Annotated in this window: 23 protein-coding genes, 1 pseudogene and 2 riboswitches; of the genes and pseudogenes, 17 read left to right on the forward strand and 7 right to left on the reverse strand. The window is 56.1% G+C overall.

Features of this window, described 5'->3' with window-relative positions; translation table 11 throughout:
• Nucleotides 1-139 precede the first annotated feature (139 nt).
• Nucleotides 140-334, forward strand: a complete 195-nt coding sequence (locus AB1287_RS15820; protein WP_312626868.1) for a hypothetical protein — start codon at nt 140-142, stop codon at nt 332-334.
• Nucleotides 322-859 (forward strand): annotated as a pseudogene (locus AB1287_RS15825) (serine hydrolase); the annotation flags it as partial. The gene AB1287_RS15820 and the pseudogene AB1287_RS15825, both read left to right, overlap by 13 nt.
• Nucleotides 860-866: 7 nt before the next feature.
• Here the strand turns inward: AB1287_RS15825 and AB1287_RS15830 are convergent.
• Entirely contained in the window at nt 867-3155 is a 2289-nt protein-coding gene (locus AB1287_RS15830) for an FdhF/YdeP family oxidoreductase (RefSeq protein ID WP_435618388.1), read from the reverse strand.
• A 454-nt stretch (nt 3156-3609) separates the two neighbouring features.
• Between AB1287_RS15830 and AB1287_RS15835 the strand changes: the two genes are divergently transcribed.
• Nucleotides 3610-4008 (forward strand): MarR family winged helix-turn-helix transcriptional regulator, encoded by a 399-nt coding sequence (locus AB1287_RS15835; protein WP_435618389.1) that lies wholly within the window; start codon nt 3610-3612, stop codon nt 4006-4008.
• Between the two features lie 72 nt (nt 4009-4080).
• On the opposite strand, the gene gorA is transcribed toward AB1287_RS15835, so the two are convergent.
• Nucleotides 4081-5433 (reverse strand): glutathione-disulfide reductase, encoded by a 1353-nt coding sequence (gorA, locus tag AB1287_RS15840; RefSeq protein WP_435618390.1) that lies wholly within the window; start codon nt 5431-5433, stop codon nt 4081-4083.
• 70 nt (nt 5434-5503) lie between these two features.
• Nucleotides 5504-6346, reverse strand: coding sequence for a 23S rRNA (adenine(2030)-N(6))-methyltransferase RlmJ (locus AB1287_RS15845; RefSeq protein WP_435618391.1), 843 nt, complete (start codon nt 6344-6346; stop codon nt 5504-5506).
• A 157-nt stretch (nt 6347-6503) separates the two neighbouring features.
• On the opposite strand from AB1287_RS15845, the gene AB1287_RS15850 reads away from it, so the two are divergent.
• The 3 genes from AB1287_RS15850 to rsmJ all read left to right on the forward strand — a co-directional run bounded on the left by AB1287_RS15850 (nt 6504) and on the right by rsmJ (nt 10841).
• Nucleotides 6504-7775, forward strand: coding sequence for a phosphatase PAP2 family protein (locus AB1287_RS15850; protein WP_435618392.1), 1272 nt, complete (start codon nt 6504-6506; stop codon nt 7773-7775).
• 263 nt (nt 7776-8038) lie between these two features.
• Entirely contained in the window at nt 8039-10081 is a 2043-nt protein-coding gene (gene prlC / locus AB1287_RS15855; RefSeq protein ID WP_435618393.1) for an oligopeptidase A, read from the forward strand.
• Between the two features lie 7 nt (nt 10082-10088).
• Nucleotides 10089-10841: a 16S rRNA (guanine(1516)-N(2))-methyltransferase RsmJ gene (gene rsmJ / locus AB1287_RS15860; protein ID WP_435618394.1), complete on the forward strand. Its 753-nt coding sequence runs from the start codon at nt 10089-10091 to the stop codon at nt 10839-10841.
• A gap of 108 nt (nt 10842-10949) precedes the next feature.
• Here the strand turns inward: rsmJ and uspA are convergent, their stop codons facing one another.
• Nucleotides 10950-11387, reverse strand: a complete 438-nt coding sequence (gene uspA / locus AB1287_RS15865; RefSeq protein WP_049848808.1) for a universal stress protein UspA — start codon at nt 11385-11387, stop codon at nt 10950-10952.
• Nucleotides 11388-11687: 300 nt separating this feature from the next.
• Between uspA and uspB the strand changes: the two genes are divergently transcribed.
• Nucleotides 11688-12023 carry a universal stress protein UspB gene (uspB, locus tag AB1287_RS15870; RefSeq protein ID WP_312626876.1) on the forward strand — a complete coding sequence of 112 codons (336 nt, stop codon included), beginning with the start codon at nt 11688-11690 and terminating at the stop codon, nt 12021-12023.
• A 62-nt stretch (nt 12024-12085) separates the two neighbouring features.
• On the opposite strand, the gene pitA is transcribed toward uspB, so the two are convergent.
• Nucleotides 12086-13582 (reverse strand): inorganic phosphate transporter PitA, encoded by a 1497-nt coding sequence (gene pitA, locus AB1287_RS15875; RefSeq protein ID WP_435618395.1) that lies wholly within the window; start codon nt 13580-13582, stop codon nt 12086-12088.
• A 230-nt stretch (nt 13583-13812) separates the two neighbouring features.
• On the opposite strand from pitA, the gene AB1287_RS15880 reads away from it, so the two are divergent.
• From AB1287_RS15880 to crcB, 3 genes are all read left to right on the forward strand, one after another.
• Entirely contained in the window at nt 13813-15006 is a 1194-nt protein-coding gene (locus AB1287_RS15880; RefSeq protein WP_435618396.1) for an NAD(P)/FAD-dependent oxidoreductase, read from the forward strand.
• Nucleotides 15007-15050: 44 nt separating this feature from the next.
• Nucleotides 15051-15120: riboswitch (Fluoride riboswitch) on the forward strand.
• Between the two features lie 72 nt (nt 15121-15192).
• Nucleotides 15193-15675, forward strand: coding sequence for a universal stress protein (locus AB1287_RS15885; protein WP_312626879.1), 483 nt, complete (start codon nt 15193-15195; stop codon nt 15673-15675).
• Between the two features lie 7 nt (nt 15676-15682).
• The gene (gene crcB, locus AB1287_RS15890) at nt 15683-16060 is read left to right on the forward strand and encodes a fluoride efflux transporter CrcB (protein WP_435618397.1); all 378 of its coding nucleotides are present in this window, start codon (nt 15683-15685) and stop codon (nt 16058-16060) included.
• 44 nt (nt 16061-16104) lie between these two features.
• Here the strand turns inward: crcB and AB1287_RS15895 are convergent, their stop codons facing one another.
• Both AB1287_RS15895 and AB1287_RS15900 read right to left on the reverse strand, forming a co-directional pair.
• Entirely contained in the window at nt 16105-17118 is a 1014-nt protein-coding gene (locus AB1287_RS15895) for a magnesium transporter (protein WP_435618398.1), read from the reverse strand.
• Between the two features lie 58 nt (nt 17119-17176).
• Nucleotides 17177-17361: riboswitch (M-box (ykoK) riboswitch) on the reverse strand.
• A gap of 74 nt (nt 17362-17435) precedes the next feature.
• Nucleotides 17436-17957, reverse strand: coding sequence for an NlpC/P60 family protein (locus tag AB1287_RS15900; RefSeq protein ID WP_312626883.1), 522 nt, complete (start codon nt 17955-17957; stop codon nt 17436-17438).
• An 830-nt stretch (nt 17958-18787) separates the two neighbouring features.
• Between AB1287_RS15900 and arnB the strand changes: the two genes are divergently transcribed.
• The 7 genes from arnB to arnF are packed head-to-tail and all read left to right on the forward strand — an operon-like array spanning nt 18788 to nt 26152.
• On the forward strand, nt 18788-19927 hold the full coding sequence (gene arnB / locus AB1287_RS15905; protein ID WP_312626885.1) for a UDP-4-amino-4-deoxy-L-arabinose aminotransferase: 1140 nt from the start codon (nt 18788-18790) through the stop codon (nt 19925-19927).
• Between the two features lies 1 nt (nt 19928).
• On the forward strand, nt 19929-20912 hold the full coding sequence (gene arnC / locus AB1287_RS15910; RefSeq protein WP_435618473.1) for an undecaprenyl-phosphate 4-deoxy-4-formamido-L-arabinose transferase: 984 nt from the start codon (nt 19929-19931) through the stop codon (nt 20910-20912).
• Nucleotides 20909-22891: a bifunctional UDP-4-amino-4-deoxy-L-arabinose formyltransferase/UDP-glucuronic acid oxidase ArnA gene (gene arnA / locus AB1287_RS15915; protein ID WP_435618399.1), complete on the forward strand. Its 1983-nt coding sequence runs from the start codon at nt 20909-20911 to the stop codon at nt 22889-22891. The genes arnC and arnA overlap by 4 nt, the downstream gene beginning before the upstream one ends.
• Nucleotides 22891-23784: a 4-deoxy-4-formamido-L-arabinose-phosphoundecaprenol deformylase gene (arnD, locus tag AB1287_RS15920; RefSeq protein ID WP_435618474.1), complete on the forward strand. Its 894-nt coding sequence runs from the start codon at nt 22891-22893 to the stop codon at nt 23782-23784. Before arnA ends, arnD begins: the two co-directional genes overlap by 1 nt.
• Before the next feature lie 6 nt (nt 23785-23790).
• Nucleotides 23791-25446, forward strand: coding sequence for a lipid IV(A) 4-amino-4-deoxy-L-arabinosyltransferase (gene arnT, locus AB1287_RS15925; RefSeq protein WP_435618400.1), 1656 nt, complete (start codon nt 23791-23793; stop codon nt 25444-25446).
• Nucleotides 25443-25781, forward strand: coding sequence for a 4-amino-4-deoxy-L-arabinose-phosphoundecaprenol flippase subunit ArnE (gene arnE, locus AB1287_RS15930; protein ID WP_435618401.1), 339 nt, complete (start codon nt 25443-25445; stop codon nt 25779-25781). The genes arnT and arnE overlap by 4 nt, the downstream gene beginning before the upstream one ends.
• Nucleotides 25781-26152 (forward strand): 4-amino-4-deoxy-L-arabinose-phosphoundecaprenol flippase subunit ArnF, encoded by a 372-nt coding sequence (arnF, locus tag AB1287_RS15935; protein WP_435618402.1) that lies wholly within the window; start codon nt 25781-25783, stop codon nt 26150-26152. Before arnE ends, arnF begins: the two co-directional genes overlap by 1 nt.
• The last annotated feature ends 50 nt before the right edge of the window (nt 26153-26202 follow it).

Consider the following 26202-nt stretch of genomic DNA (forward strand, 5'->3'; position numbering starts at 1 on the left):
CCGCCCTCTCACTTTCAGAGCTTTCACTTTGCAACAAAGCGTGAATATCGATAAGGTCTGCCCTCCACAGACCAGCGCACATGATGCCTTTGACTCAACGGGAAGGTTCGCATTGAAAGGGTTATTACTCCCTGGGCTGATGACGTGCGTTTTGCTCTCCGGCTGCTCCGGCACGCTGTCGCAAATGAACATGCCTTCCAGCGAAGTGAAGCAGCTTGCGCAAAATGGCCGGGCGCTGTCCGTTGACGAACTTGTTGGCGAATATATGCGCAGCAAACAGGTGTCCGGGATGGTGGTGACGGTGATTGAGCACAACGGCCCGGCTACCTTCTGAAATATCAGACCGGGCAATCCATAGACGCGTTAGCCGCGCAAAAGATCTTCCAGCCGCTCGGCATGAGGAATGCCAGTTTTCGCCCCGAAACCCTGCGCGCCTTCCCGCTGCGGGCATTGGGGCACGCCGGAGATCAGCCGAAGTTCATTCCTCGCGGTGCGTTAACCCCGGACTGGCAGTTCAGCAATAATATGGTTGGTGCGGCGAGTCTTTATAGCGATGCGCGCGATCTGATTGAATATACCCGGGCTCATTTCTCGCCGACGAAAGATGCGACACTCAATAAAGCCTTCCGCGACGTCACCGTCGATTATTTCCCACGCGAAAAAGAAGCCGCCAATATTGCCTGGATAACCGACACCCACGGGCAACAAAAAAATCACTTATCAGGTCGGTTATATCGGCGGTTATTCCAGCTATATCGGTTTTGATAAGGCCAACCAGAACGCGGTGGTGGTTTTACAGAACGGCTTTAACTGGAGTAATTACGTTGGGCACGCGATGCTCAAACATCTTGTGCCCTGATAATCGCCTAATTTTTTCTCGTTATTAGTACCGGTACGCTTTTATAAGCTGGCGTCATGCTTTGCTCATCCACCGCATCCAGCGAGAGCAAAATATTGGCTTCAGGAAGATAAGCCGCTATGGAGCCCACCGCCATGGAGACAATATGCACGGTCTGGTCAGGCAGCGTTCGCTCTTCGCTGATTTCACCTTTTTCGTTTAAGGCCGCCACATTGACGACATCCCCTTGTTTGAGCCCGCGTACACGAGCCTCATTGACGCTGAGGAAAACCACATCCCGTCGACCGGTGACGCCACGGTAACGGTCGTTCATTCCGTAGATGGTTGTGTTGTACTGGTCGTGACTGCGGATGGTGGCCAGTACCAGGTGCTCCGGAGGTAATCCCTGGTCATCAATGGCTTCCGTGGTACACGGAATAAACATGGCTTTACCTGTCGCGGTGCGATATTCACCGCGTGAAGCCGGGTTATCCAGACGGAAGCCGCCGGGCGCTTCAATGCGCTGATTGTAGTCATAAAACTCGGGGATCACTGCCTCAATAGCGTTGCGAATCAGACGATAATCGCCTGACAGCGCTTTCCAGTTAATCGGGCTCTGCGGCAGCGTGGCTTTGGCAAGGCCCGCGACAATCGCCGGTTCGGACATTAGCCATGGAGAGGCTGGCTTCAGGGAGCCGGTAGAGGCGTGGACCATGCTCATGGAATCTTCCACTGTAACCGACTGAATGCCCGCCTGCTGTATGTCGCGTTCCGTGCGCCCCAGCGCCGGCAGCAGATAGCTGTTTTTGGCGGCCAGCAGATGTGAGCGGTTGAGCTTGGTCGCCACATGGACCTGAAGCTCGAGCTTACGGATTGCCGGGAAGGTACGCAGCGGATCGGGCATCGCGACCGCAAGGTTGCCGCCCATGCAGATCAGCGCGCGCGAGTCTCCACGTTCAAAGGCCCGGATGCTGTCCACTGACGAATGGCCGTGCTTGCGCGGTACTTTAATCCCGAAATGCTTTTCCAGGCTGAGGTTAAAATCTTCACTCGGCTCTTCATTGATGCCGACGCTTCGGTCGCCCTGCACGTTGGAGTGGCCGCGCAGCGGACAAATACCTGCGCCTTCCCGGCCCATATTGCCGCGTAACAGCAGCAGATTAATCAGCTGCTGAACATTTTGCGTGCCGTTGCGATGCTGGGTGATCCCAAGGCCATAGCAGACAATCACCTTTTGGTGAGCGGTGTAGATCTCCGCAAAATGGACGATCTCTTCCCGGGTTACGCCCGCGCCTGACTCGATTTGTGACCACTCCAGCGCATCGATGCTCTCACGGAGTGCTTCATAGCCGAGGGTCTGGGCGGCGATAAATCCATGATCGATAATCTCCGGCGTTCCATTTTTCTGGCTCTCATCGTCATGCTCTATCATTGCTTTCATTACGCCGCGGAAGAACCAGGCATCGCCACCGATACGGATCTGGAAATGGTCATTGGAAATCTCCGTTGACCCGCCAAGCAGCATATCGGTAGGGGACTGCGGGAAGCTGAAACGCTCGAGGCCGCGTTCACGCAGGGGATTCACCGAGATAATTTTCCCGCCTCGCCGTGCCACTTCACGCAGCGTTGCCAGCATACGAGGGTGATTGGTGCCGGGGTTGTGGCCCACGCAAATCACCAGATCGGCGGCTTCAAAGTCGCTTAGCTCAACCGTGCCTTTGCCGATGCCGATTGACTCGCCTAATCCCTTGCCGGTAGGGCTATGGCACATGTTGGAACAGTCGGGAAAATTGTTGGTGCCGTATTCGCGGGCAAAGAGCTGGTAGAGGAACGCGGCTTCGTTGGAGGTGCGCCCGGAGGTATAAAATTCAACCTGTTCCGGCTGAAGCTGGCGCAGCGTCTTGCCAATTTCGTTAAAAGCCGTTTCCCAGTCGATGGGCTGCCAGGTGTCGGTGGTAATGTCGTACTTCATCGGATGCGTCAGGCGTCCGTGTTGCTCAAGCTCATAATCGCTTTGTTTCCAGAGCGCCTGCACCGGATGAGCTGCAAAAAATTCAGGTGTTACTTTTTTGCTGGTGGTTTCCCACGAGACGGCTTTCACGCCATTTTCGCACAGCTCCATAGGCGAGCGATGGTCCGGATCGGGCCAGGCGCATCCGGGGCAGTCAAACCCCTTCACCTGGTTCATTTTAAAGAGGGCAATGGTGTCTCTGACGGGGGCTTTCTGGCTTATTACCTGAGTGGCACAGGCGATAACCGCACCCCAACCGCCGGCAGCGCCGTCATAATGACTAAGACGTTGTTTATTTTCTTTCATTTATTTTACCACCTAAGAGTAATAAGCCCTTGCCGCGCCGGGATTAGGGCAAAGGAAATAACCGTCCACCGATATTTGGGCGCAGAAAGCCTTGCCGAAGAGGGGATATCTTCAGCCATGTGAGTCACGATGATTTATAATTCTGGCGTCCGGATGATTACATCCGGATACAATTCACTGCATGTGTCAGAAATAACAAACTAACTAATAAGGATTCTGACAAAATAGGGTCGGTTTTATTTATCACAAATAAATCCTTAATGCAGAAATGGCAGCATTTCTGTTATACCCAACCGGAGGTAGACTCTTTGGCTTACAGGCTTACAATTCGGGGTTGGGGAAGTTTATTTTCAGGCCATGACAAGCATGCAGGTCTGTGCCAGAGGACAGTAATTTATATCGCAATGCGATATAAAATCAACGTTACGGTGAGTTAAATATGGGAAAACGGGAAATGACAGAAACGGACTATGTCGCGCTGGCGGACTTCCGGGCCACCTTAAGACAGTTTCTGGCGTTCAGTGAAAGGGAAGCAAAACAGGCTGGCCTGACCCCGCAGCAGCATCAGGCGCTGCTGGCGATTAAAGGGGCCGAGGCCGGGAAAATGACCATTGGTCTTTTGGCGGAAAGGCTTATTTTACAGCCGCACAGTACGTCCGGGCTGGTAAAGCGCCTGGAAGAGCTCAATCTGATTTACCGTATCGATTGTGCGGAAGATCAGCGAAAAATGGCGTTGGGGCTGACGGAACAGGCAGAGAAGCTACTGTCAGTGCTGAGCTCAGCGCATCTGGATGAACTGCGTCGGGTCGGGCCACTTCTTTCTGAATTGATGGCCCGTTTTCACTCTGAATGAAGGCGGTGCAGGGTCATCAGCAATAAAAAAGCCAGCATACGCTGGCTTTTTTGACTCCAGGAGATGCGCAACTTAACGCATCGTCACAAACTCTTCCGCTGCGGTCGGGTGGATCGCCACGGTGTTGTCGAAGTCTTTCTTGGTTGCACCCATTTTGAGTGCTACGGCGAAGCCCTGCAGGATCTCATCCATGCCAAAGCCGATGCCATGAATGCCGACGATTTTCTCTTCCGGGCCCACGCACACCAGCTTCATACGGCACGGCTGGCGGTGAGAGGTCACAGCGGTATACATCGCGGTGAAGGAAGATTTATAAACCTTCACGGCGTCATCGCCATACTGCTCGCGCGCCTGCGGTTCGGTCAGACCTACGGTGCCAATTGGCGGGTGGCTGAACACGACGGTCGGGATGTTGCTGTAGTCGAGATGCTCGTCCGGCTTGTTGTTAAACAGACGCTCGGACAGGCGACGGCCAGCGGCAACCGCTACCGGAGTCAATTCCACCGCACCGGTGTTATCGCCCACGGCGTAGATACCCGGCACGCTGGTGTTCTGGAACTTATCGACAACAATGTAACCTTTGTCGTTGGTTTTCACGCCGGTGACGCCGAGGTTGAAGTTGTTGGTTTCCGGCTCGCGGCCAATCGCCCAGATCAGGCAATCGACTTCAAACGTTTTGCCGTCTTCCAGGGTCAGCGTCAGGCTGCCGTCGGCGTTTTTCACCACGGATTTCGGCACCGCATGGGTGTGCAGCTGCGGACCTTCGGCGTTCATCACCTCAACCAGCGTTTCGACAATCAGAGGATCGAAGCTGCGCAGCGGCGCATGCTTACGCACGAACAGGTGCGTTTCCGCGCCCAGACCGTTGATCACCCCCGCCAGTTCGACGGCGATATAGCCTGCGCCAACGACGGCAACGCGTTTTGGCAGAGCAGGCAGCTCGAAGAAGCCATCAGAGTCGATACCGTATTCCACGCCCGGAATGTCCGGGTGGCTCGGACGGCCGCCGGTGGCGATCAGGATATAGTCTGCGGTCAGGGTTTCACCGTTTACTTCGATGGTTTTAGCATCCACGAAACGGGCGAAGCCTTTGATCACGTCCACTTTATTTTTACCCAGCACGTTGTCGTACGAGGTGTGGATGCGGTCGATATAGGCGCTGCGGCTGGAGACCAGCTTGTTCCAGTCGAAGTGATTAAGGGTGGTATCGAAGCCGTAGTCCGGGCCATACATATGGATGGCTTCGCGGATCTGCGCGGCATGCCACATCACCTTTTTCGGTACGCAGCCAACGTTTACGCAGGTGCCGCCGAGCTCTTTGGCTTCAATCAGCGCACACTTCTGGCCGTACATGGCCGCACGGTTGATTGAGGCGATACCGCCGCTGCCGCCGCCGATGGCGATGTAGTCGTAATGCTTAGTCATAGCTTCTTCCTTAATCGTTGATTGCCGCGATTGTATACCTGGAATCCATAGGTTCCACCGATGGTTGCGATTACTCCGGCACAATCCAGCTGACGGTGGCGTGACCCGTGGCGGCCGGCACCAGCTTTTTGTGCAGCCACGGCAGCACGTTGTTCATCTGCTGTTCGAGCTTCCACGGCGGGTTGATGACAATCATGCCCGAAGCGGTCATGCCGCGCTGGTCGCTGTCCGGACGCACCGCCAGTTCAATTTGCAGAATACGGCGAATGCCGGTGGCTTCGAGATCTTTGATCATGCGTTTGATTTGCGCACGCAGAACGACCGGGTACCACAGCGCATAGGTGCCGGTGGCGAAGCGCTTGTAACCTTCGCTGATGCCGGAGACCACCGCCTGATAGTCGGTTTTCATTTCATACGGCGGGTCGATCAGAATCAGGCCGCGGCGCGAAGCTGGCGGCAGCTTAGCTTTCAGCTGCTGATAGCCATCGGCTTTTGCCACGCGGGCGCGATCGTCTTTCTGGAACTCAGAGCGCAGCAGCGGGAAGTCGCTCGGGTGCAGTTCGGTCAGTTCCAGGCTGTCCTGCTCGCGCATCAGCTGACGCGCAATCAGCGGTGAACCCGGGTAGTAGCGCAGCTGGCCGCTGCGGTTGAAGTGCTGCACCACGCCGATGTACGGCTCTAATTCAGCCGGTAAATCGTCCTGCTGCCAGATGCGGGCGATGCCTTCCATGTATTCGCCAGTGCGCTCGGCATGTTCGCTGCTCAGCTGATAACGCCCGGCGCCAGCGTGGGTATCGAGATAGAGAAACGGTTTTTCTTTCTCTTTCAGCGATTCAATGATCAGGCTCTGGACGGTGTGTTTGAGGACGTCGGCATGGTTGCCGGCGTGGAAGCTGTGGCGATAACTGAGCATGGAGGCGGATGTTCCGAAATAATAAACGATGCCGACAGTTTACCGCAGATTGCGGTGGATTACCGCTGATGCTGAAGGTGGCGGTGACCGGGGCTGTCATAAAGGTGTCAAACGGATGCGCTAGCGTCGGGTAATCGATTGAATCCAGGATAAAAACATGAAATCACGTTACTCATTTTTGGCTCTGGCGATGCTAATTTCCCTGCCGGTACTGGCAAAAGAAGTGATGCCAGATGTCGCCGCGCAGCTTGCCGACTCCGTGACGCCCGCGGCCAACAGCCAGGCGTTCGATGCGCTGGAAAGTCAGTCGCTTGCGGCCCTGCGTAATGCGCTGAAGGGCAGTGCGCCTGAGTTAAATCGCGACGAGCTGGAAAAGGCGAAGCAGTCCGCCACGCAGGTGGATATCGCCTGGCTCAAGGCCAGCGGCTACGATTTCCAGACTAAAGCCCGCCAGCAGGCCGGTATTGCGCTGCTTTCAGCGTTCAGCTCGCTACCTGACTCAACGCTTGCCGCCAGCCTGCAAACGGTGACTGAAATTAATCGCGATGCACCCGCCGCCACAAGGCATCAGGCGCTGGCTGATGCGGAAGGGATTAGCTATCTCTATTTCCTCAGCGATGCGCTGGGACCGAGCCTGGGCAAAGCGTTTCTCGCGGCCTATGACAAAGGTGAACTGAGCAAAGCGGCAGCGCTGATCAAGGCCAGCGAAGTGAGTACCGGCGAGGCGAAAAAACACTTTAACTACGCGCGACCTTTCCTCGTGCAGGGGAATACGATTCACCTGGTACCGGACGATACCGTGGTGAAAGACAATAAGCCCTATACCGCTGACGGCGGCTCGTTCCCGAGCGGGCACACCAACACCGGTGTGACCGATGCGCTGCTGCTGGCGCAGATGCTGCCGGAGCGCTATGACGCGCTGGTGATACGCGGGGCGCGCTACGGCTATTCCCGCATCGTGCTGGGCGTGCACTATCCACTGGATATCATGGGCTCGCGAATGGTTGCCCAGAGCAACGTGGCGTTTTATCTCAATGACGTAAAATACAGGGCGCTGTTCAATGAGGCACGCGATCAGCTGCGCGCCGCGCTGGCCAAAGAGTGCGGTATTTCGCTTGCTGAATGCGCGAAAAAGGACGGCAAGGACGATCCGTACCGTGACCCGGCGATGCAGCGTTTTTATCGCTTCACGATGACGTATGATTTGCCGCAGCAAAAAGGAGAGGGCCCTTTGCTGAGGGTCCCGCAGGGCGCGGAAGTGCTGCTGGAAAGCGCGCTGCCGAAGCTGTCAGCAGAACAACGACGCACGCTGATGGTGAAAACGGCGCTGCCTGCCGGGTATCCGCTCTCTGGCCTGACGCCTGAACAGCAGTTCTGGCAGCGCGTGGATTTACCTGCGGCGTACGCGGCGGGGTACCGGATGCGTTAAATGCGTGCCGGGTGGCGCGGACGCTAACCCGGCAGTGCCCGATGCGCTTCGCTTATCGTGCCTACAATCTACAGTTGCTTGTTGCTGGCGAGTAGGCCCGTGCAAGCGAAGCGCCGCCGGGCGTGTTGTCAGTAGCGTATCGCAGCGATAGTGCTTTCCGTCTCTTTGATCATTGAAATCCTCTACACTTAACCCCATTCTGAAATGATATCGACAGCGCCGGAACGTGCGCTCATTTACCGTTTTTCAACAGGACAGCGCTTATGACCAATCCATTATTAAAGCCCTTCGAACTGCCACCGTTTTCGAAAATCCAGCCTGAGCATGTGATACCCGCCGTGACTAAGGCGCTGGATGACTGCCGCTCGGCGGTGGAAAGCGTTGTGGCGCAGGGTGCGCCGTACAGTTGGGAAAGCCTCTGCCAGCCGCTGGCGGAAGTGGACGACGTGCTGGGCCGTATTTTCTCGCCGGTCAGCCACCTGAACTCCGTTAAAAACAGCCCGGAGCTGCGCGAAGCCTATGAGCAGACGCTGCCGCTGCTGTCCGAGTACAGCACCTGGGTTGGCCAGCACGAAGGGCTGTATCAGGCTTATCGCGATCTGCGGGATGGCGACCACTATGCAAGCCTGAACACCGCGCAGAAAAAAGCGGTGGATAACGCGCTACGCGACTTTGAGCTTTCCGGGATTGGCCTGTCGAAAGAAAAGCAGAAACGCTACGGTGAAATTGCCGCGCGTCTGTCTGAGTTAGGCAACCAGTACAGCAACAACGTGCTTGATGCGACCATGGGCTGGAACAAGCTGGTGACTGATGAAGCCGAGCTTGCCGGGATGCCGGAAAGCGCGCTGGCCGCAGCAAAAGCGCAGGCTGAAGCGAAAGAGCAGGAAGGTTACCTGCTGACGCTGGACATTCCGAGCTACCTGCCGGTAATGACCTATTGCGATAACCAGGCGCTGCGTGAAGAGATGTATCGCGCTTACACCACTCGTGCTTCCGATCAGGGGCCAAACGCCGGGAAATGGGATAACAGCCCGGTGATGGAAGAGATCCTCGCGCTGCGCCACGAGCTGGCACAGCTGCTGGGCTTTGAAAGCTACGCCTTTAAATCCCTCGCCACCAAAATGGCGGAAAACCCCCAGCAGGTGCTCGACTTCCTGACCGATCTGGCAAAACGAGCCCGTCCTCAGGGGGAGAAAGAGCTGGCCCAGCTGCGCGCCTACGCGAAAGCTGAATTCGGCGTGGATGAACTCCAGCCGTGGGATATCGCGTACTACAGCGAAAAACAGAAGCAGCATTTATACAGCATCAGCGATGAACAACTTCGCCCGTATTTCCCGGAGAACAAAGCCGTTAACGGCTTGTTCGAAGTGGTTCAGCGCATTTATGGTATTACCGCCAAAGAGCGCAAAGACGTGGACGTCTGGAACCCGGAAGTGCGCTTCTTTGAGCTGTACGATGACAAGAACGAGCTGCGTGGTAGCTTCTACCTCGACCTCTACGCCCGTGAGCATAAGCGTGGCGGCGCGTGGATGGACGACTGCGTAGGGCAAATGCGCAAAGCAGACGGTACTTTGCAAAAGCCGGTGGCCTATCTCACCTGTAATTTCAACCGTCCGGTAAACGGCAAACCTGCGCTGTTCACCCACGATGAAGTGATCACCCTGTTCCATGAGTTTGGTCACGGTCTGCACCATATGCTGACCCGCATTGAAACTGCAGGCGTGTCTGGCATCAGCGGGGTGCCGTGGGATGCGGTCGAACTGCCAAGCCAGTTTATGGAAAACTGGTGCTGGGAGCCGGACGCGCTGGCGTTTATCTCCGGCCACTACGAAACTGGCGAGCCGCTCCCGCAAGCGCTGCTGGAGAAAATGCTGGCGGCGAAAAACTACCAGGCGGCGATGTTTGTTCTGCGCCAGCTGGAGTTCGGCCTGTTCGATTTCCGTCTGCACGCCGAGTTCAACCCGGCGCAGGGCGCGAAAATTCTCGACACCCTGGCAGAAATCAAGAAACAGGTTTCCGTCGTTCCTGGGCCGACGTGGGGCCGCTTCCCGCACGCCTTCAGCCATATCTTTGCCGGTGGTTATGCGGCAGGTTACTACAGCTATCTGTGGGCCGATGTGCTGGCCGCCGATGCGTTCTCGCGCTTCGAAGAAGAGGGGATTTTCAACCGCGAAACCGGGCAGTCGTTCCTCGACAATATCCTGAGCCGCGGTGGCTCTGAGGAACCGATGACCCTGTTCAAACGCTTCCGTGGCCGCGAACCGCAGCTCGATGCGATGCTTGAGCATTACGGCATCAAGGGCTAATACGTTCGTGAAAATCTGCTTAGTGGATGAATCAGGCGCCAGCGATGGCGCCTTATCTGTTCTTGCGACCCGCTGGGGGCTGGAGCACGATGCCGAAAACCTGATGGCGCTGGTGCTCACGCCGGACCATCTGGAACTGCGTAAGCGCGATGAGCCAAAGCTCGGCGGTATCTTCGTGGATTTTGTCGGCGGCGCGATGGCGCACCGGCGCAAGTTCGGCGGCGGTCGTGGGGAAGCCGTTGCGAAAGCGGTTGGTATTAAGGGCAACTATCTGCCGGATGTGGTGGACGCCACGGCAGGGCTTGGGCGCGATGCGTTTGTGCTGGCGTCAGTGGGCTGCCGGGTACGAATGCTGGAGCGTAATCCCGCTGTGGCGGCGTTGCTGGACGATGGTCTTGCCCGTGGCTACGCCGACCCGGAAATTGGCGGCTGGCTGCAGGAGCGCCTGCAGCTGATTCACGCCTCCAGCCTGAACGCGCTCACCGACATCACGCCGCGGCCGCAGGTTGTCTATCTCGACCCAATGTTCCCGCATAAGCAAAAAAGCGCGCTGGTGAAAAAGGAGATGCGGGTGTTTCAGTCGCTGGTAGGGCCGGATTTAGATGCCGATGGCCTGCTGGCGCCTGCGCGAGAGCTTGCGACAAAACGCGTAGTGGTGAAGCGACCTGATTATGCGCCGCCGCTGGCGGACGTCGCGACAGCCAATGCGGTGACCACCAAGGGACACCGGTTTGATATTTATCCGGGAACGCCGGAATAAAAAAGCCGGGTAACGGCTCTGCCTTACCCGGCCTACAGTTCGCTCTGTTTGCCAGGCCCGGTAAGGCGTAGCCGCCACCGGGCACTCCGTCACCGGCGCCTCTATCAGTTACTCGTCTTCTTCATCACGCAGCGGAACAATCAGCATATCCACGTGCACGGTGTTAATCAGCTGGCGAGCCGAGGACATCAGCTTGCTCCAGAAATCCTGATGATGACCGCAAACGACCAAATCCATATCGTATTTCTTAATGGCATCGACCAGCACCTGGCCGAGATCGCCGCTGCCGCTCAGGGTTTCGGTGATCGGATAGCCTGCATTGGTGGAAAGCTCGGTCAGCGCATGGTGGGTTTCTTCAGAAATGCGTTTCTGCATATCACCCAGATTGACATCAATCAGGCCGGTGTAGAGATCGGAGTAGTTCACATCGACATGAATCAGGGAAACTTTCGCGTTATACGGGCGCGCCATGGAGACTGCTTTGTCGACCAGCACTTTGCTTTCCGGGGAGAGATCGACCGCGATAAGAATGTGTTTGTAAGCCATAGTGTTACTCCTTCCTTAAGTGGTTAATGACTGTAAGTGTAGACAACTCAACCTTAAAACGAGCCTCAAGTAACGTCAATGTCCCTTGATCACCAATCAGTTAAACAAATCTTTCACGTTTCTCTATTGATAGGGGTTAAGGATGTGGCAAAAAAATCAGCTGATCTCCTACACTATTTAAAGGGCTGGTTCGCTTATGTAACGTGACCAGTCTCTCACTCTTTCACTGACTGTCTGTCGAGTTTCGGGGTGCGGTAGTCCCGGAGGGGTTCTCCGTGGGCGGGTCGCCGGGGAGGAGGTATGGTAAGCACTGTCGCGCTGTTTTGGGCTTTGTGCATCGTGTGTGTGGTGAATATGGCGCGCTATTTCTCATCGTTGCGCGCGCTGCTGGTGGTGCTGCGTGGTTGCGATCCCTTACTGTATCAGTACGTGGATGGCGGAGGTTTTTTTACCTCCCACGGTCAGCCTGGCAAACAGGTGCGTCTGGTGTGGTATATCTACGCGCAGCGTTATCGCGATCATCATGATGATGAGTTTATTCGCCGCTGCGAGCGCGTTCGCGGTCAGTTTGTATTAACCAGCGCGCTGTGCGGGCTGGTGATTATCAGCATGATTGCTTTGATGATTTGGCATTAAGTACCGACATAAAAAAAGCGGGTCAGTTACCTGGCCCGCTTTTTTGTCGTTTCCGAAAAGGCTTAAATAAGCTGCAGGCTCAGCCAGTACAGCGCGCCGGACAGGATAATCGCCGCTGGCAGGGTCAGTACCCACGCCATCAGGATATTGGTCACGGTTTTACGCTGCAGGCCGCCACCGTCAACGATCATCGTACCCGCAACGGAGGACGACAGAACGTGAGTGGTGGATACCGGCATCCCGGTGTAGCTTGCCAGGCCGATAGAGACCGCTGCGGTCATCTGCGCGGACATCCCCTGGGCATAGGTCATGCCTTTCTTACCGATTTTCTCACCGATAGTGGTCGCCACGCGACGCCAGCCGATCATCGTACCAATGCCCAGCGCCAGCGCGACGGCCATGATAATCCAGATTGGGGCATACTCGATGGTGCTCAGCATGTCGGTTTTCAGTTTCTTCAGCAGACGCTGGTCGTCAGCATTGACGTCCGGCAGCTTCGCCACTTTATCGGTGGTGTCGGAGATGCACAGCATGATGCGACGCATCTGGCTGCGCTGATCGACGCTCAGCTTGTCGTAGCTCTCAATGTTTTCCAGCATGCCCTTCACGCGGTTCAGCGCGTTAATGGTGTTTGCCGGATGGCAGTGGAACTCCGCAGGCTGGGTTGCGCCTGGCTCCGGAGAAGGGATCAGCTGATCGGCGCCGGTCACTTTTTTCAGCAGGTCAGGATGCTGCTGGAAATAGGTTTCCACGTTGTTGACGGCATCACGGGTACGGGTAATTTCGTAGCCGGAGGCATTCATATTCACCACGAAGCCCGCAGGCGCTACGCCAATCAGCACCAGCATCACCAAACCAATGCCTTTCTGACCGTCGTTCGCGCCGTGAGAGAATGCCACGCCGATTGCGGAGATGATCAGGGCGATACGCGTCCAAAACGGCGGCTTTTTCTTCCCGTCTTTCTTTTCACGCTCGGCTGGCGTCAGGTGAATACGCGCCTTTTTCTTGGTGTTGCTCCAGTAGCGGCGCAGGATGAATATCAGGCCGCCCGCAATCACCAGACCGACGATAGGGGAGATGATAAGCGAACCGAAGATCCCCATGACTTTCGGGATATTCAGCGCATCCACTACCGAGGTGCCGGTCATCAGGGCATTGGTTAAACCAATCCCGATAATGGCGCCAATCAGGGTGTGCGAACTGGATGCCGGCAGGCCGAAATACCAGGTACCGAGGTTCCAGATAATCGCCGCTAACAGCATGGAGAAGACCATGGCGAGACCATGAGCAGAGCCCATGTTCAGCAGCAAATCCGTTGGCAGCATATGCACGATCGCATAGGCTACGCTCAGACCGCCTAACAGCACGCCAAAGAAGTTGAAGATGGCCGCCATCGCCACCGCCAATTGCGAACGCATTGCGCGGGTGTAGATCACGGTCGCTACTGCGTTTGCGGTGTCGTGGAAGCCGTTAATCGCTTCGTAGAACAACACAAATCCCAGAGCAAGCAATAACAAAAGCCCGGTATGCAAATCCAGGCCAGCAAACAAATGTAGCATAGGACGTTACGCCATTTTGAGGACATGAACGCGGCGCATTATCCAGGACAAACGCAGCGTGGGCAAAGAGAAATATAGACTTTTATTGATATTTGTTCACGACGGTAAAAATAGTGTTTGGAATTATCCTATATGTTTCAACGGCATGAATGACCATCAAAAAAATCTTACTGGTCGTACCGCAGGGGAAAATTTACAATTCCCGACATTCAAAATGAGAGGACAGACGTGTGGAAAGGTTTGATGCCATTGTTGTCGGCGCAGGCGCGGCGGGAATGTTTTGTGCAGCGCAGGCGGGGCAAGCCGGGGCGCGAGTGCTGCTTCTGGATAACGGCAAAAAGCCGGGCCGCAAGATTTTAATGTCCGGCGGCGGGCGCTGTAACTTCACCAATATGTACGTGGAGCCCGCGGCTTACCTCAGCCAGAACCCCCATTTTTGCAAATCTGCGCTGGCGCGCTATACCCAATGGGATTTTATCGATCTGGTCGGGAAATACGGCATCGCGTGGCATGAGAAAACCCTCGGTCAGCTGTTCTGCGACGAATCCGCCGAGCAGATTGTCGCCATGCTGGTGGCAGAATGCGAAAAGGGGGGCGTGATGACACGCTTGCGCACGGAAATCCTCAGCGTCGAGCAGGATGACGAAGGTTACGTATTGCAGCTTAACGGTGAAACGGTCTCGGCGAAAAAACTGGTGATCGCCAGCGGCGGACTGTCGATGCCGGGCCTCGGCGCCTCGCCGTTTGGCTATAAAATCGCTGAGCAGTTTGGCCTGAACGTTCTGCCGACCCGAGCGGGGCTGGTGCCGTTTACGCTGCATAAGCCGCTGCTCGAACAGCTTCAGGTGCTCTCCGGCGTTTCCGTGCCGTCGGTGATTACCGCCAACGACGGCACCGTGTTCCGCGAAAACCTGCTGTTTACCCACCGTGGCCTGTCCGGCCCGGCGGTATTGCAAATTTCCAGCTACTGGCAGTCGGGTGAGTTCGTTGATATCAATCTGGTACCGGAGTGCGATCTGGAAAGTTTCCTCGATGAGCAGCGCAACGCGCATCCGAATCAAAGCCTGAAAAACACCCTGGCGATGCAGCTGCCGAAGCGCCTGGTGGAATGCCTGCAACAACTTGGGCAAATCCCGGACGTGCAGCTCAAGCAGCTCAACAGCAAAGAACAGGCGCAGCTGGTGGAAACATTGACCCACTGGCGCGTGCAGCCGAACGGTACCGAAGGCTACCGCACGGCGGAAGTGACCCTTGGCGGTGTCGATACCAACGAGCTCTCTTCACGCACCATGGAAGCGCGCAAAGCACCGGGTCTCTATTTTATCGGCGAAGTGATGGACGTTACCGGCTGGCTCGGTGGCTATAACTTCCAGTGGGCATGGGCTTCCGCATGGGCCTGCGCGCAGGCGCTGGTCGAAAGCTGATTCACCGCAGCGCCTTGCCAAACGCGCTTCGCAGGTTCACACTTATCCGATAAGGTGATGGCGTTCCACCTTTCCCAACCGCTTCCCTGAGAAGCTGATGACGCCTGACGATGTCTCTTTTAACCGAGGCATGTCAGGCGTATCTGAATACTCCCGCCCGACATGCCTTCCCAACCCGGGCCAACGATGATGATTGATTTTATTCCCTCAGAAGAGAGCGGGACTCAGCTGTTCTTCCGGCACCTGCTGGTGCTGATCGAAAGCGCAGAAGATGGCGCAACACTTGTGACGCACGCCGTGCAGATTGCCAAAGCGCATCCCAGCGGCGTGAAGATCACGCTTGCCCACCTCAACGAAGACTATCGGGCGATGAACTACATCGCCGATTGCCTGATGGACGATTCCGTGGCGGAAGACGTGATTAAAGCCAAAGCGCTGTTCAGCAAGCTGGTGCAACTGACCGTATTTCCGCTGAACACGCGCCAGCTGGTCACGATTCATCGCTTTGAAGATGTTGAGAAATGCGTAGCCGATCTGCAGATTGACCTGGTGATTGTCGGCCATCGCAACCGCCTGTTCGGCACCTGGTCTTCCCGGTCGGTCGGTTTTATCAACCGCCTGAGCGTCGACATTCTGATCCACCATATTTCCGCAGATATGACTAAGTGAGCGCCTGATGCTGAAATCGTTACTGGCTGTGATTGTGGGCGGCTCTGCCGGGTGTGTGATTCGCTGGGTGCTGTCGATGCGTCTGAATACGCTGTGGCCGGATTTACCGCCGGGTACGCTTCTGGTGAATTTGCTGGGTGGGCTGATTATTGGCGCGGCGCTGGCCTTTTTCCTGCGTCAGCCGCAGCTGGATCCGGCCTGGAAGCTGCTGATCACCACCGGCCTGTGCGGTGGGATGACCACCTTTTCCACGTTTTCTGCCGAGGTATACGCGCTGCTACAGGCGCAGAACTACCTTTGGGCTGCGGCATCGGTCGCCATTCACGTTATAGGCTCGCTGCTGATGACCGCCGCAGGCTTTGCGCTGGTAACGCTGCTGGCCTGAAAAAGGAGCCAGCGGTTTGGCTGGCTCTCTTTCTCTATGCCGGGTTACTCAAGGCCCAGGAAAAGCTGCGCTATCTTGAAATAGATGATCAGTCCGGTGCCGTCGATAAGCGTGGCGATGAACGGTGCTGAGACCACGGCCGGATCGATCCCCAGACGCTTAAGCACCATCGGGATCACCGACGATACCAGTGCGCTCCACAGCGTGATGCACACCAGCGTGATGCTGACGATCAGCGTAATCTCCGGGCCAATCCCCATCATCCATGCCCGGATACAGCCTGCCGTACCGAGCGTCAGGGCAATCAACAGAGAAGTGGAAACTTCTTTGCGGATGACTCGTCCCATATCGCGCAGATGCACTTCACCGAGCGCCATGGCGCGCACAAGCGTGGAGGTGATCTGCGTGCCGCTGTTGCCGCCGGTACCAATCAGCAGCGGGATGAAGAAAGCCAGAGCGATGGCCGATTCCAGCGCTTCCTCAAAATGCTGAATGACGCTGCTGGTGTAGGCTTCTGCGACGAACAGCAGCAGCAGCCAGACGGATCGCTTCTTCCACAGGGCAAGCGGGCTGGTGTCCAGATAAGGCTTTTCCAGCGGCAGCGTGGCGCCCTGGCGTTGCACATCTTCGGTGACGTCATCGGCCAGCAGACGATCAATCTCTTTTTCCATCAGCCCGCCGACCAGCACGCCCTGGTCAATAACCGGTACGACGCTGAACTGACGATCCGCCAGCCGGGCGGCGGCCTGCTGGCGTTCATCCTGCGGCGTTACGTGAAAAACGCAGCTGTCCATCAGCGTGCAGATGGACTGGCCGGTATCGCTTTCCTGTAACAATTTTCGCACGGACAAAATGCCCCGTAGTTTATTTCCTGCCACCACAAAAGCATGGCCGGGAATATCGTTGTCTTTGAGCTGCGATAAAAAAGATTCACGCGCTTCGTGCACGCAGAAATGGTCCGGCAGCGCAATGTATTGCGCAGACACATAATGGGCAATGGTATCGCCGTCAAATGAGGCTGAAGCTGGCGAAAGCGCCGGGAGCTGGAGGTGTGACATTTTACATTCCCTATAAAAAATATCTCATAGGGGCGAACAAGACAGGAACAGCAAACTGAGCAGATCCCCACGTCCTGGATTTAGCACTGTACAACGTATCTGTCCGGTATATATCACCGGCAGAAGTTATCTTGGCAACACCTTGATTCGATGGATGCCTGTATTTCCCTGTGGGGTCTCTCTCGATACCGTCAGGGCGATAACTTATATTTGTACAGGAGCCTCGCCATAACGAGATCGTTAAAAGAGCGGCCATTATATTCAGGCCGGGCGATTAAACGAGCAGGGAATGCGTATGGTTGAGGCTGTATTTAGAATTATCTTGTGGCGGTATCAGGCAGGACCTGGCGCATGGCCAGTAAACGGTGATTCCAGTAAGGATCGTTTAACTGCGAGATGGTCACGCCTTTGCGACGTGAGGCATGAATAAAGCGGTTTTCGCCAATATAAATACCGACGTGCTTCTGCGCTCGCCCGGTTTTGAAAAACACCAGATCGCCAACGCGTGCCGTGCCGGGTTTTGTTCTCTTGCCTCTTCTTAATTGCTCGCCGGTGGTTCTTGGCAAACTGACGGCGAACGCCTCCTGATAAAGACGACGCGTCAGCGCGGAGCAATCAATCGCCCTGTGGGAATTCGCGCCGAGACGATAGCGGGTCCCTTTCCACTGCTGGTATTCACGCATCAGGCGTTTACGGCGTTTGATATTGCTGCTGGCTTTGATCGGCTTGACCGCCACTTCTTTGTGCTTCGGGCGATGGGTCAGGTGAGCACGTGCAGCCTGCGCGGTGCAGTGGATGGAAAACAGCAGGCAGAGCAGCAGAGCAAGACGCAGAGGCATAGTCGTTTCGGGTAGCGGCAGTCAATAAGCATAAAATGATAAGTGCGGGCATGCTACGTTTTTTGGCGATGATGAGCAATGCACAAAAACCATTATTACGCTCTACTCTCACCGCGATCACATTTTTATGTCAAAACGATGAGGAAACGGTGGAATAATTTACAAACGGAAACATTCGCCGCAGGGAGAATAGCCTCCCTGTGAAGTAAATGTATAGAAAATTGTCATTAGCCATGGTTGGCGATTAGCCCATGTAGCTGAGCGCCGCTGCTGCGGGAAATAGCCGTTTTAATATGTAACGTTGCTAACGTATTTTTCGATTTCATTTCCATGGCCGCTCATGCACATAAAGGTCATTTTGAATTGAATGGGCATGTTGTCGGTCTAAAAATGAGTTACCAGTGGCTGGTATGGGGGATAGTCACAACATGGCTTGATGTTTACCTTTTGCCATCTTCTTATTTTTCCTGGATAAAGTATAAAAACGCTGAAACGTGAAGGATGTCGTGAAAATCTGCGGGGATATATTCTTTGTTTAAGTTTCATTGAAGTTATTAACAATGTGGCGAGGTGACATTTTTATTAAGACTGGATGAAAATTTGTTTTTTCTTACTCTGTGAGGTGCGCATTTAATTCTTTTAAAAACAAATGGTTAAATTTAACCTCCAAGCTTTAACCTCATTCTTAATATTATCCTAATGTACGTTGGCTAATTTTAATTGTGTTGAGCTGGCGTTTATCTACCAGTCATTTTGATTATTACTTCGTTTAACTCTGCGAGCGCACGATGGTTTAGACGCAACCCCAACGTTCAGGGTAAGGAAAAATAATGAGTGAATTTTTGCCTTTCTCACGCCCGTCTATGGGAGATGAGGAGTTTGCCGCACTGAAAGAGGTGCTGCAGTCCGGCTGGATCACCACTGGGCCGAAGAATGCGCAGCTTGAGGAGGCATTCTGTCTGCTTACCGGCAATCGTCATGCTATTGCCGTCAGCTCCGCAACGGGCGGAATGCATGTCACTTTGATGGCACTCGACATCGGGCCGGGCGACGAAGTGATTACACCTTCTCAGACCTGGGTTTCCACGCTCAATATGATTGAGCTGCTGGGCGCAACTCCGGTCATGATTGACGTTGACCACGACACGTTAATGATCACACCTGAAGCTGTTGCTGCCGCCATCACCCCGCGCACCAAAGCCATTATTCCTGTCCACTACGCGGGCGCGCCGTTCGACATCGACGGCATTTATGCCATTGCGCAGCAGCACGGTATTCCGGTGATTGAAGATGCCGCCCATGCAGCAGGCACGTATTACAAAGGCCACCACGTTGGCGGCAAAGGCACCGCGATTTTCTCCTTCCACGCGATCAAAAACATGACCAGCGCCGAAGGTGGGCTGGTTGTTACCGACAACGACCAGCTTGCGCAGCGTATTCGCAGCCTGAAGTTTCACGGTCTTGGCGTCGATGCCTATGACCGCCAGACGCATGGCCGTGCACCGCAGGCGGAGGTGATCTCTCCTGGCTTTAAATACAACCTTGCCGATATCAATGCCGCGCTGGCGCTGGTGCAGCTGGGCAAGCTACCGCAGGCAAATCTGAAGCGTGCTGAAATTGCGCAGCGTTATCTTACGGAGCTCGCCAACACGCCTTTCCAGCCGCTGGCAATCCCTGAGTGGCCGCATCAGCACGCGTGGCACCTGTTTATTATTCGCGTTGATGAAGCCCGCTGTGGCATCAGCCGTGACGGCCTGATGGAGCAGCTGAAAGCGCAGGGCATTGGTACAGGCCTGCACTTTCGCGCCGCGCACACGCAAAAATATTATCGCGAACGCTACCCAAACCTCTCCTTACCGAATACGGAGTGGAACAGCGCCCGCATCTGTTCTCTGCCTCTTTTCCCGGATATGACCCATGACGACACAACCCGCGTCATTACTGCGCTCCGTCAGCTTGCAGGACATTGATATGTTTGAAGCCCCGAAAGTGAAAAAAGTGTCGGTGGTGATCCCTGTTTATAACGAACAGGAGAGCCTGCCGGAGCTGATCCGTCGCACCGATGCGGCCTGCGCCACGCTCAATCGTGATTACGAAATTCTGCTGGTCGATGACGGCAGCAGCGATGATTCCGCCCGTATGCTGGTGCTGGCTGCCGAAGCGCCGGGCAGCCACATTGTGGCGGTGCTGCTGAACCGCAACTACGGCCAGCACTCAGCGATTATGGCTGGATTCAGCCACGTGACCGGCGACCTGATCATCACCCTGGACGCTGACCTGCAAAATCCGCCGGAAGAGATCTCACGCCTGGTCGATAAGGCTGATGAAGGCTACGACGTTGTGGGCACCGTGCGCCAGAACCGCCAGGACAGCGTCTTCCGTAAATCGGCGTCGAAGATGATTAACCGCCTGATTCAGCGCACCACCGGCAAAGCGATGGGCGACTACGGCTGCATGCTGCGCGCCTACCGTCGCCACATTGTTGACGCGATGCTGAACTGCCACGAGCGCAGCACCTTTATTCCGATTCTTGCCAATACCTTTGCGCGCCGGGCGGTGGAAATCCCTGTGCTGCATGCTGAGCGTGAGTTTGGCGACTCCAAATACAGCTTCATGCGCCTCATCAACCTGATGTACGACCTGGTGACCTGCCTGACGACTACGCCGCTGCGCCTGTTAAGCGTTGTGGGAAGCGTGGTGGCGCTGGCCGGTTTTGCCTTCGCCATTCTGCTGGTGATTTTGCGCCTGGCGTTCGGCGCGGACTGGGCCGGTGATGGTCTGTTCCTGCTGTTTGCGGTGCTGTTTATGTTTATCGGCGCGCAGTTCGTCGGTATGGGGCTTCTTGGAGAGTATATCGGGCGCATCTATAACGATGTTCGCGCCCGCCCCCGCTACTTTATTCAACGTGTTGTCCGTCAGGAAGGCCTGACGACTGAAGAGGAAGATCGTTCATGAAAGCTGTCGTATTTGCCTATCACGATATGGGTTGCACAGGGATTCAGGCCTTGCTGGACGCCGGATATGAGATTTCGGCCATCTTCACCCATCCGGATAACGCCGGTGAAAACCACTTCTTTGGGTCGGTAGCACGCCTGGCCGCTGAACAGGGCATTACCGTCTACGCGCCGGAAGACGTGAACCACCCGCTGTGGGTCGATCGCATTCGTGACATGAATCCGGACGTGATTTTCTCCTTCTACTATCGCAACCTGCTGGGCGAAGAGATCCTGAACGCCGCTCGTCATGGCGCTTATAACCTGCACGGTTCTCTGCTGCCGAAATACCGTGGCCGCGCGCCGCTGAACTGGGTGCTGGTGAACGGTGAAAAAGAAACCGGCGTTACGCTGCACCGCATGATCAATCGCGCCGATGCCGGCAACATTGTGGCGCAGGCAACGGTCGCCATTGACGAAAACGACGTCGCGCTGACGCTGCACCGTAAACTCTGTTCTTCTGCACAATCTCTGCTGCGCGACGCGCTGCCGCTGATTGCCACAGGCAAAACCACGGAAACCGTGCAGGACGAAAGCCAGGCGAGCGTTGTAGGCCGTCGCACGCCGGAAGATGGTCGTCTTATCTGGGAGCAGCCTGCTGAAACCCTGCACAACCTGGTGCGCGCGGTGTCCGATCCGTGGCCAGGCGCGTTTAGCTTTGTCGGCACCAATAAATTTATCGTCTGGAAATCCCGCGTGCGTCACGACGTGGCGGCGGCGAAGCCGGGCACGGTGATCTCTGCCTCTCCGCTTATCGTAGCCTGCGGCAGCGGCGCGCTGGAAATCGTCACCGGCCAGAGCGACAAAGGCGTTTACATGCAGGGCACTCAGCTGGCACAGGCGCTGGGCCTGGTCACTGGCGCGTTGCTGTCGAGCTATCCTTTCGTGGCGGTGAAGCGTCGCACCCGCGTGCTGATCCTCGGCGTGAACGGTTTTATCGGTAACCACCTGACCGACCGCCTGCTTAAGGACGACAACTACGAAATTTATGGTCTGGATATTGGCTCTGATGCCATCAGCCGCTTCCTCGACAATCCGCGCTTCCACTTTGTTGAAGGCGACATCAGCATTCACTCCGAGTGGATCGAATATCACATCAAGAAGTGCGATGTGGTGCTGCCGCTGGTGGCGATTGCGACCCCAATCGAATACACCCGCAACCCGCTGCGCGTGTTCGAGCTCGATTTCGAAGAGAACCTGAAGATCATCCGCGACTGCGTGAAGTACAACAAGCGCATCATCTTCCCGTCGACATCCGAAGTGTACGGCATGTGTACCGACAAGAACTTCGATGAAGACAATTCGAACCTGGTTGTCGGGCCAATCAACAAACAACGCTGGATTTATTCCGTTTCCAAACAGCTTCTTGACCGCGTCATCTGGGCCTACGGCGATAAAGCGGGTCTCAAATTCACCCTGTTCCGTCCGTTTAACTGGATGGGACCGCGCCTGGACAGCCTCAATTCTGCGCGTATCGGCAGCTCTCGTGCGATTACGCAGCTGATTCTGAACCTGGTGGAAGGATCACCGATTAAACTGATTGAAGGCGGCAAGCAGAAGCGCTGCTTCACTGACATCAGCGACGGTATCGAAGCGCTGTTCCGCATCATCGAGAATAAAGAAGGCCGCTGCGACGGGCAGATCGTTAACATCGGTAACCCGGACAACGAAGCGAGCATCAAGGAGCTTGCCGAAATGCTGCTCGACTGTTTCGAACGCCATCCACTGCGTAACCAGTTCCCGCCGTTTGCCGGTTTCCGCGACGTAGAGAGCAGCGATTACTACGGTAAAGGCTATCAGGACGTTGAGCACCGCAAGCCGAGCATCCGGAATGCTAAACGTTGCCTCGACTGGCAGCCGACGGTAGAGATGCAGCAGACCGTCGAGGAAACCCTGGACTTCTTCCTGCGCACGGTTGAGTTAACGGAAAGCAAAAAATGATGAGAAAAGTTGGCTTACGCGTGGATGTGGACACCTTTCGCGGCACCCGCGAAGGCGTGCCGCGCCTGCTGGAGATCCTCCAGAAGCACGATATTCAGGCCAGCTTTTTTTTCAGCGTCGGACCGGACAACATGGGGCGCCACCTGTGGCGTCTGCTGAAGCCGAAATTTCTGTGGAAGATGCTGCGCTCACGCGCGGCATCGCTGTATGGCTGGGATATTTTGCTGGCGGGCACCGCCTGGCCGGGAAAAAGGATCGGTGAAGCCAACGCAGAGATTATCCGCGCTACGGCGAAAGTGCACGAGGTCGGGCTGCACGCCTGGGATCATCATCGCTGGCAGATGTGGAGCGGCGTCTGGGATCAGGCGAACCTTGAAGCGGAAATAGCCCGGGGGTTGCAGGCGCTGGAAGCCCTCATCGGCTCCCCCGTCACCTGTTCTGCCGTTGCTGGCTGGCGGGCAGACGGGCGAGTCGTGCGGGCGAAAGAGCGCTTTGAGTTTCTCTACAACAGCGACTGTCGCGGCACGCGCCCGTTCCTGCCGGTGCTGGGCGAGGACATTACGGGTACGGTACAAATTCCGGTTACTTTACCGACCTGGGATGAAGCTGTGGGCAGCAACGTCAGCGCTGAAGGTTTTAACGATTGGCTGATTGAGCGTATCCACAAAGACAGAGGCGTGCCGGTGTACACCATCCACGCTGAAGTGGAAGGAATTGTGGGTGCAGAGCAGTTTGACAACCTGCTGTGGCAGGCGGCAGAGGAGGGCATCACCTTTTGCCCTCTGAGTCAGCTGCTGCCGGAGGACTTCAGAACGCTGCCGAAAGGAAACGTGGTGCGCGGCGAACTGGCGGGCCGGGAAGGCTGGTTAGGACAAGAGCAATTACTGGGTTAAACACTGATGAAATCCCTACGTTTAAGCGCATCGCTGCTGTTTTTGTTCGCGCTCTATTATGTTTTACCTTTGAATTTCCGCTTGTTATGGCAGCCGGATGAGACCCGCTATGCGGAGATCAGCCGTGAAATGCTGGCCTCTGGCGACTGGATTGTGCCGCATTTCCTCGGCCTGCGTTATTTTGAAAAACCGATTGCCGGATACTGGTTTAACAGCATCGGACAATGGCTCTTTGGTCATACCAATTTTTCGGTGCGGTTTGGAGTGGTCTTTTCCACCGCCTGTACCGCGCTGCTGGTGGCCTGGCTCGCGTGGAAGCTGTGGCAGGATAAACGCACGGCCATTCTTTCGGCGGTTATTTTCCTGACCGCCTTCCTGGTTTATGGCATTGGCACCTACGCGGTGCTCGATCCGATGATTGCTCTGTGGCTGATGCTGGCGATGTGCAGCTTCTGGGGGGCGACGCAGGCGAAAACCAGCAGCGGTAAACTCGGCGGCTATGTGCTGTTAGGTATTGCCTGCGGCATGGGCGTGATGACCAAAGGTTTTCTTGCGCTGGCGGTGCCTGTTATTGGCGTGCTGCCCTGGGTTATCGTGCAGAAGCGCTGGAAGGAAGTGCTGCCGTGGGGCTGGGTTGCGGTGCTGATGTGCGTACTCACGGTGCTGCCGTGGGGGCTTGCGATAGCTCATCGTGAACCCGATTTCTGGCGTTATTTCTTCTGGGTCGAACACGTCCAGCGCTTCGCGCAGAGCGATGCACAGCACAAGGCGCCATTCTGGTACTACATTCCGTTCCTGATTGCCGGTAGCCTGCCGTGGCTGGGGCTGCTGCCGGGGGCGCTCGCATCGGGCTGGAAAGCGCGCGATGAGCAGCGCGGCGCGTTTTACCTGCTGGGCTGGGTGGTGATGCCGTTCCTGTTCTTCAGTATCGCCAAAGGCAAGCTGCCGACCTATATTCTGCCGTGCTTTGCGCCGCTGGCGATCCTGATGGCGCGCTATGCCATTGAGGCCGCAGACAAGGGCGCGAAGGCGCTGCGCGTCAACGGGTTTATCAACATCGCCTTCGGTCTGATTGGGCTGGTGGCGGTGCTGGTGGTTTCGCCGTGGGGCCCGATGCAGAAGCCCGTTTGGAACAACATTGAGCTGTATAAGTGTCTGCTGGCGGCGGTGGCGTTTGCCGCCTGGGCGCTGGGGGGCTGGCTGTCGATTCGCGATGGAGTGAAGCGTTGGGCGCTGGCAGCCTGCTGCCCGCTCGGGCTGGCGCTGTTGGTGGGGTTTGCTATCCCGGACAAAGTCATCGACAGCAAACAGCCGCAGTTCATCACCGATATCGTCAGCGAACAGCTTACGCCGAGCCGCTATGTGCTCACCAACAGCGTGGGCGTAGCCGCGGGACTGGCGTGGGAGCTCAGGCGTAGCGACATTATCATGTTCGGCCAGCAGGGCGAGCTGAAGTATGGCCTGGCGTACCCCGACGCGAAGAGGAGCTTCGTTGGCAGTGACCAGTTTGATGGCTGGCTTGCGGCGCACCGCGCAGAAGGCCCGGTATCGCTGGTGCTACAGTTAAATAAAGGCCAAAAGCTCGAGGAACTTGGTTTGCCGAAACCCGATAACGTCTATGAGATGAGCCGTATGGTCTTCGTTCAGTACCTGCCGGAATGATCACCGCGCTCTCGCTGCTGCTGGCCAGCCTGCTGAGCTGCGCCGGGCAGCTGTGCCAGAAGCAGGCCACCCGCCCGGCAAAATTCGGGCGGCGAGGGTTGCATATCGGCCTGTGGCTGGGGCTTGCGTTGCTCGCGCTCGGCTGCGGCATGGCCTTGTGGCTGGTGGTGCTGCAACGTCTGCCCGTGGGCATCGCTTACCCGATGCTCAGCCTGAACTTTGTCTGGGTGACGCTGGCGGCTAAGTTTGTCTGGAAAGAGTCGGTCTCCGGCCGCCACTGGTTGGGCGTGAGCCTGATCGTTCTTGGCATCATCGTACTCGGAGGGAGCCGCTGATGGGGATTCTCTGGGCGCTGGTCAGCGTGGTGCTGGTCAGCGGTGCGCAGCTGCTGCTGCGGGCTGCTATGCTGTCGCTGCCGCCGGTGGCGGATGTTACGGCGCTATTCTGGCATCTTATTCAGTTCAAGCCGGGCACCGGTTTGCTGTTCCTTGGGCTATGCGGCTATGTCGCTTCCATGGCGTGCTGGTTTTGTGCTCTCAAGCGTATTCCACTGGCAAAAGCCTATGCGCTGCTGAGCCTGAGCTACATCACCGTCTGGGTCGCGGCGCTGCTGTTGCAGAATGAAGCGTTTTCCTGGACGGGGCTGGCAGGCGTCTTGCTGGTGATGGCGGGTGTGACGACCATTTTTGCGCCGGTGCGGCGATAGCCAGTCACAGAAACGAAAAAGGCAGCCATCGGGCTGCCTTTTTTATGCCT

Origin of the sequence: Scandinavium sp. UTDF21-P1B (genome assembly GCF_040750395.1) — a bacterium.
GTDB lineage: Bacteria > Pseudomonadota > Gammaproteobacteria > Enterobacterales > Enterobacteriaceae > Scandinavium.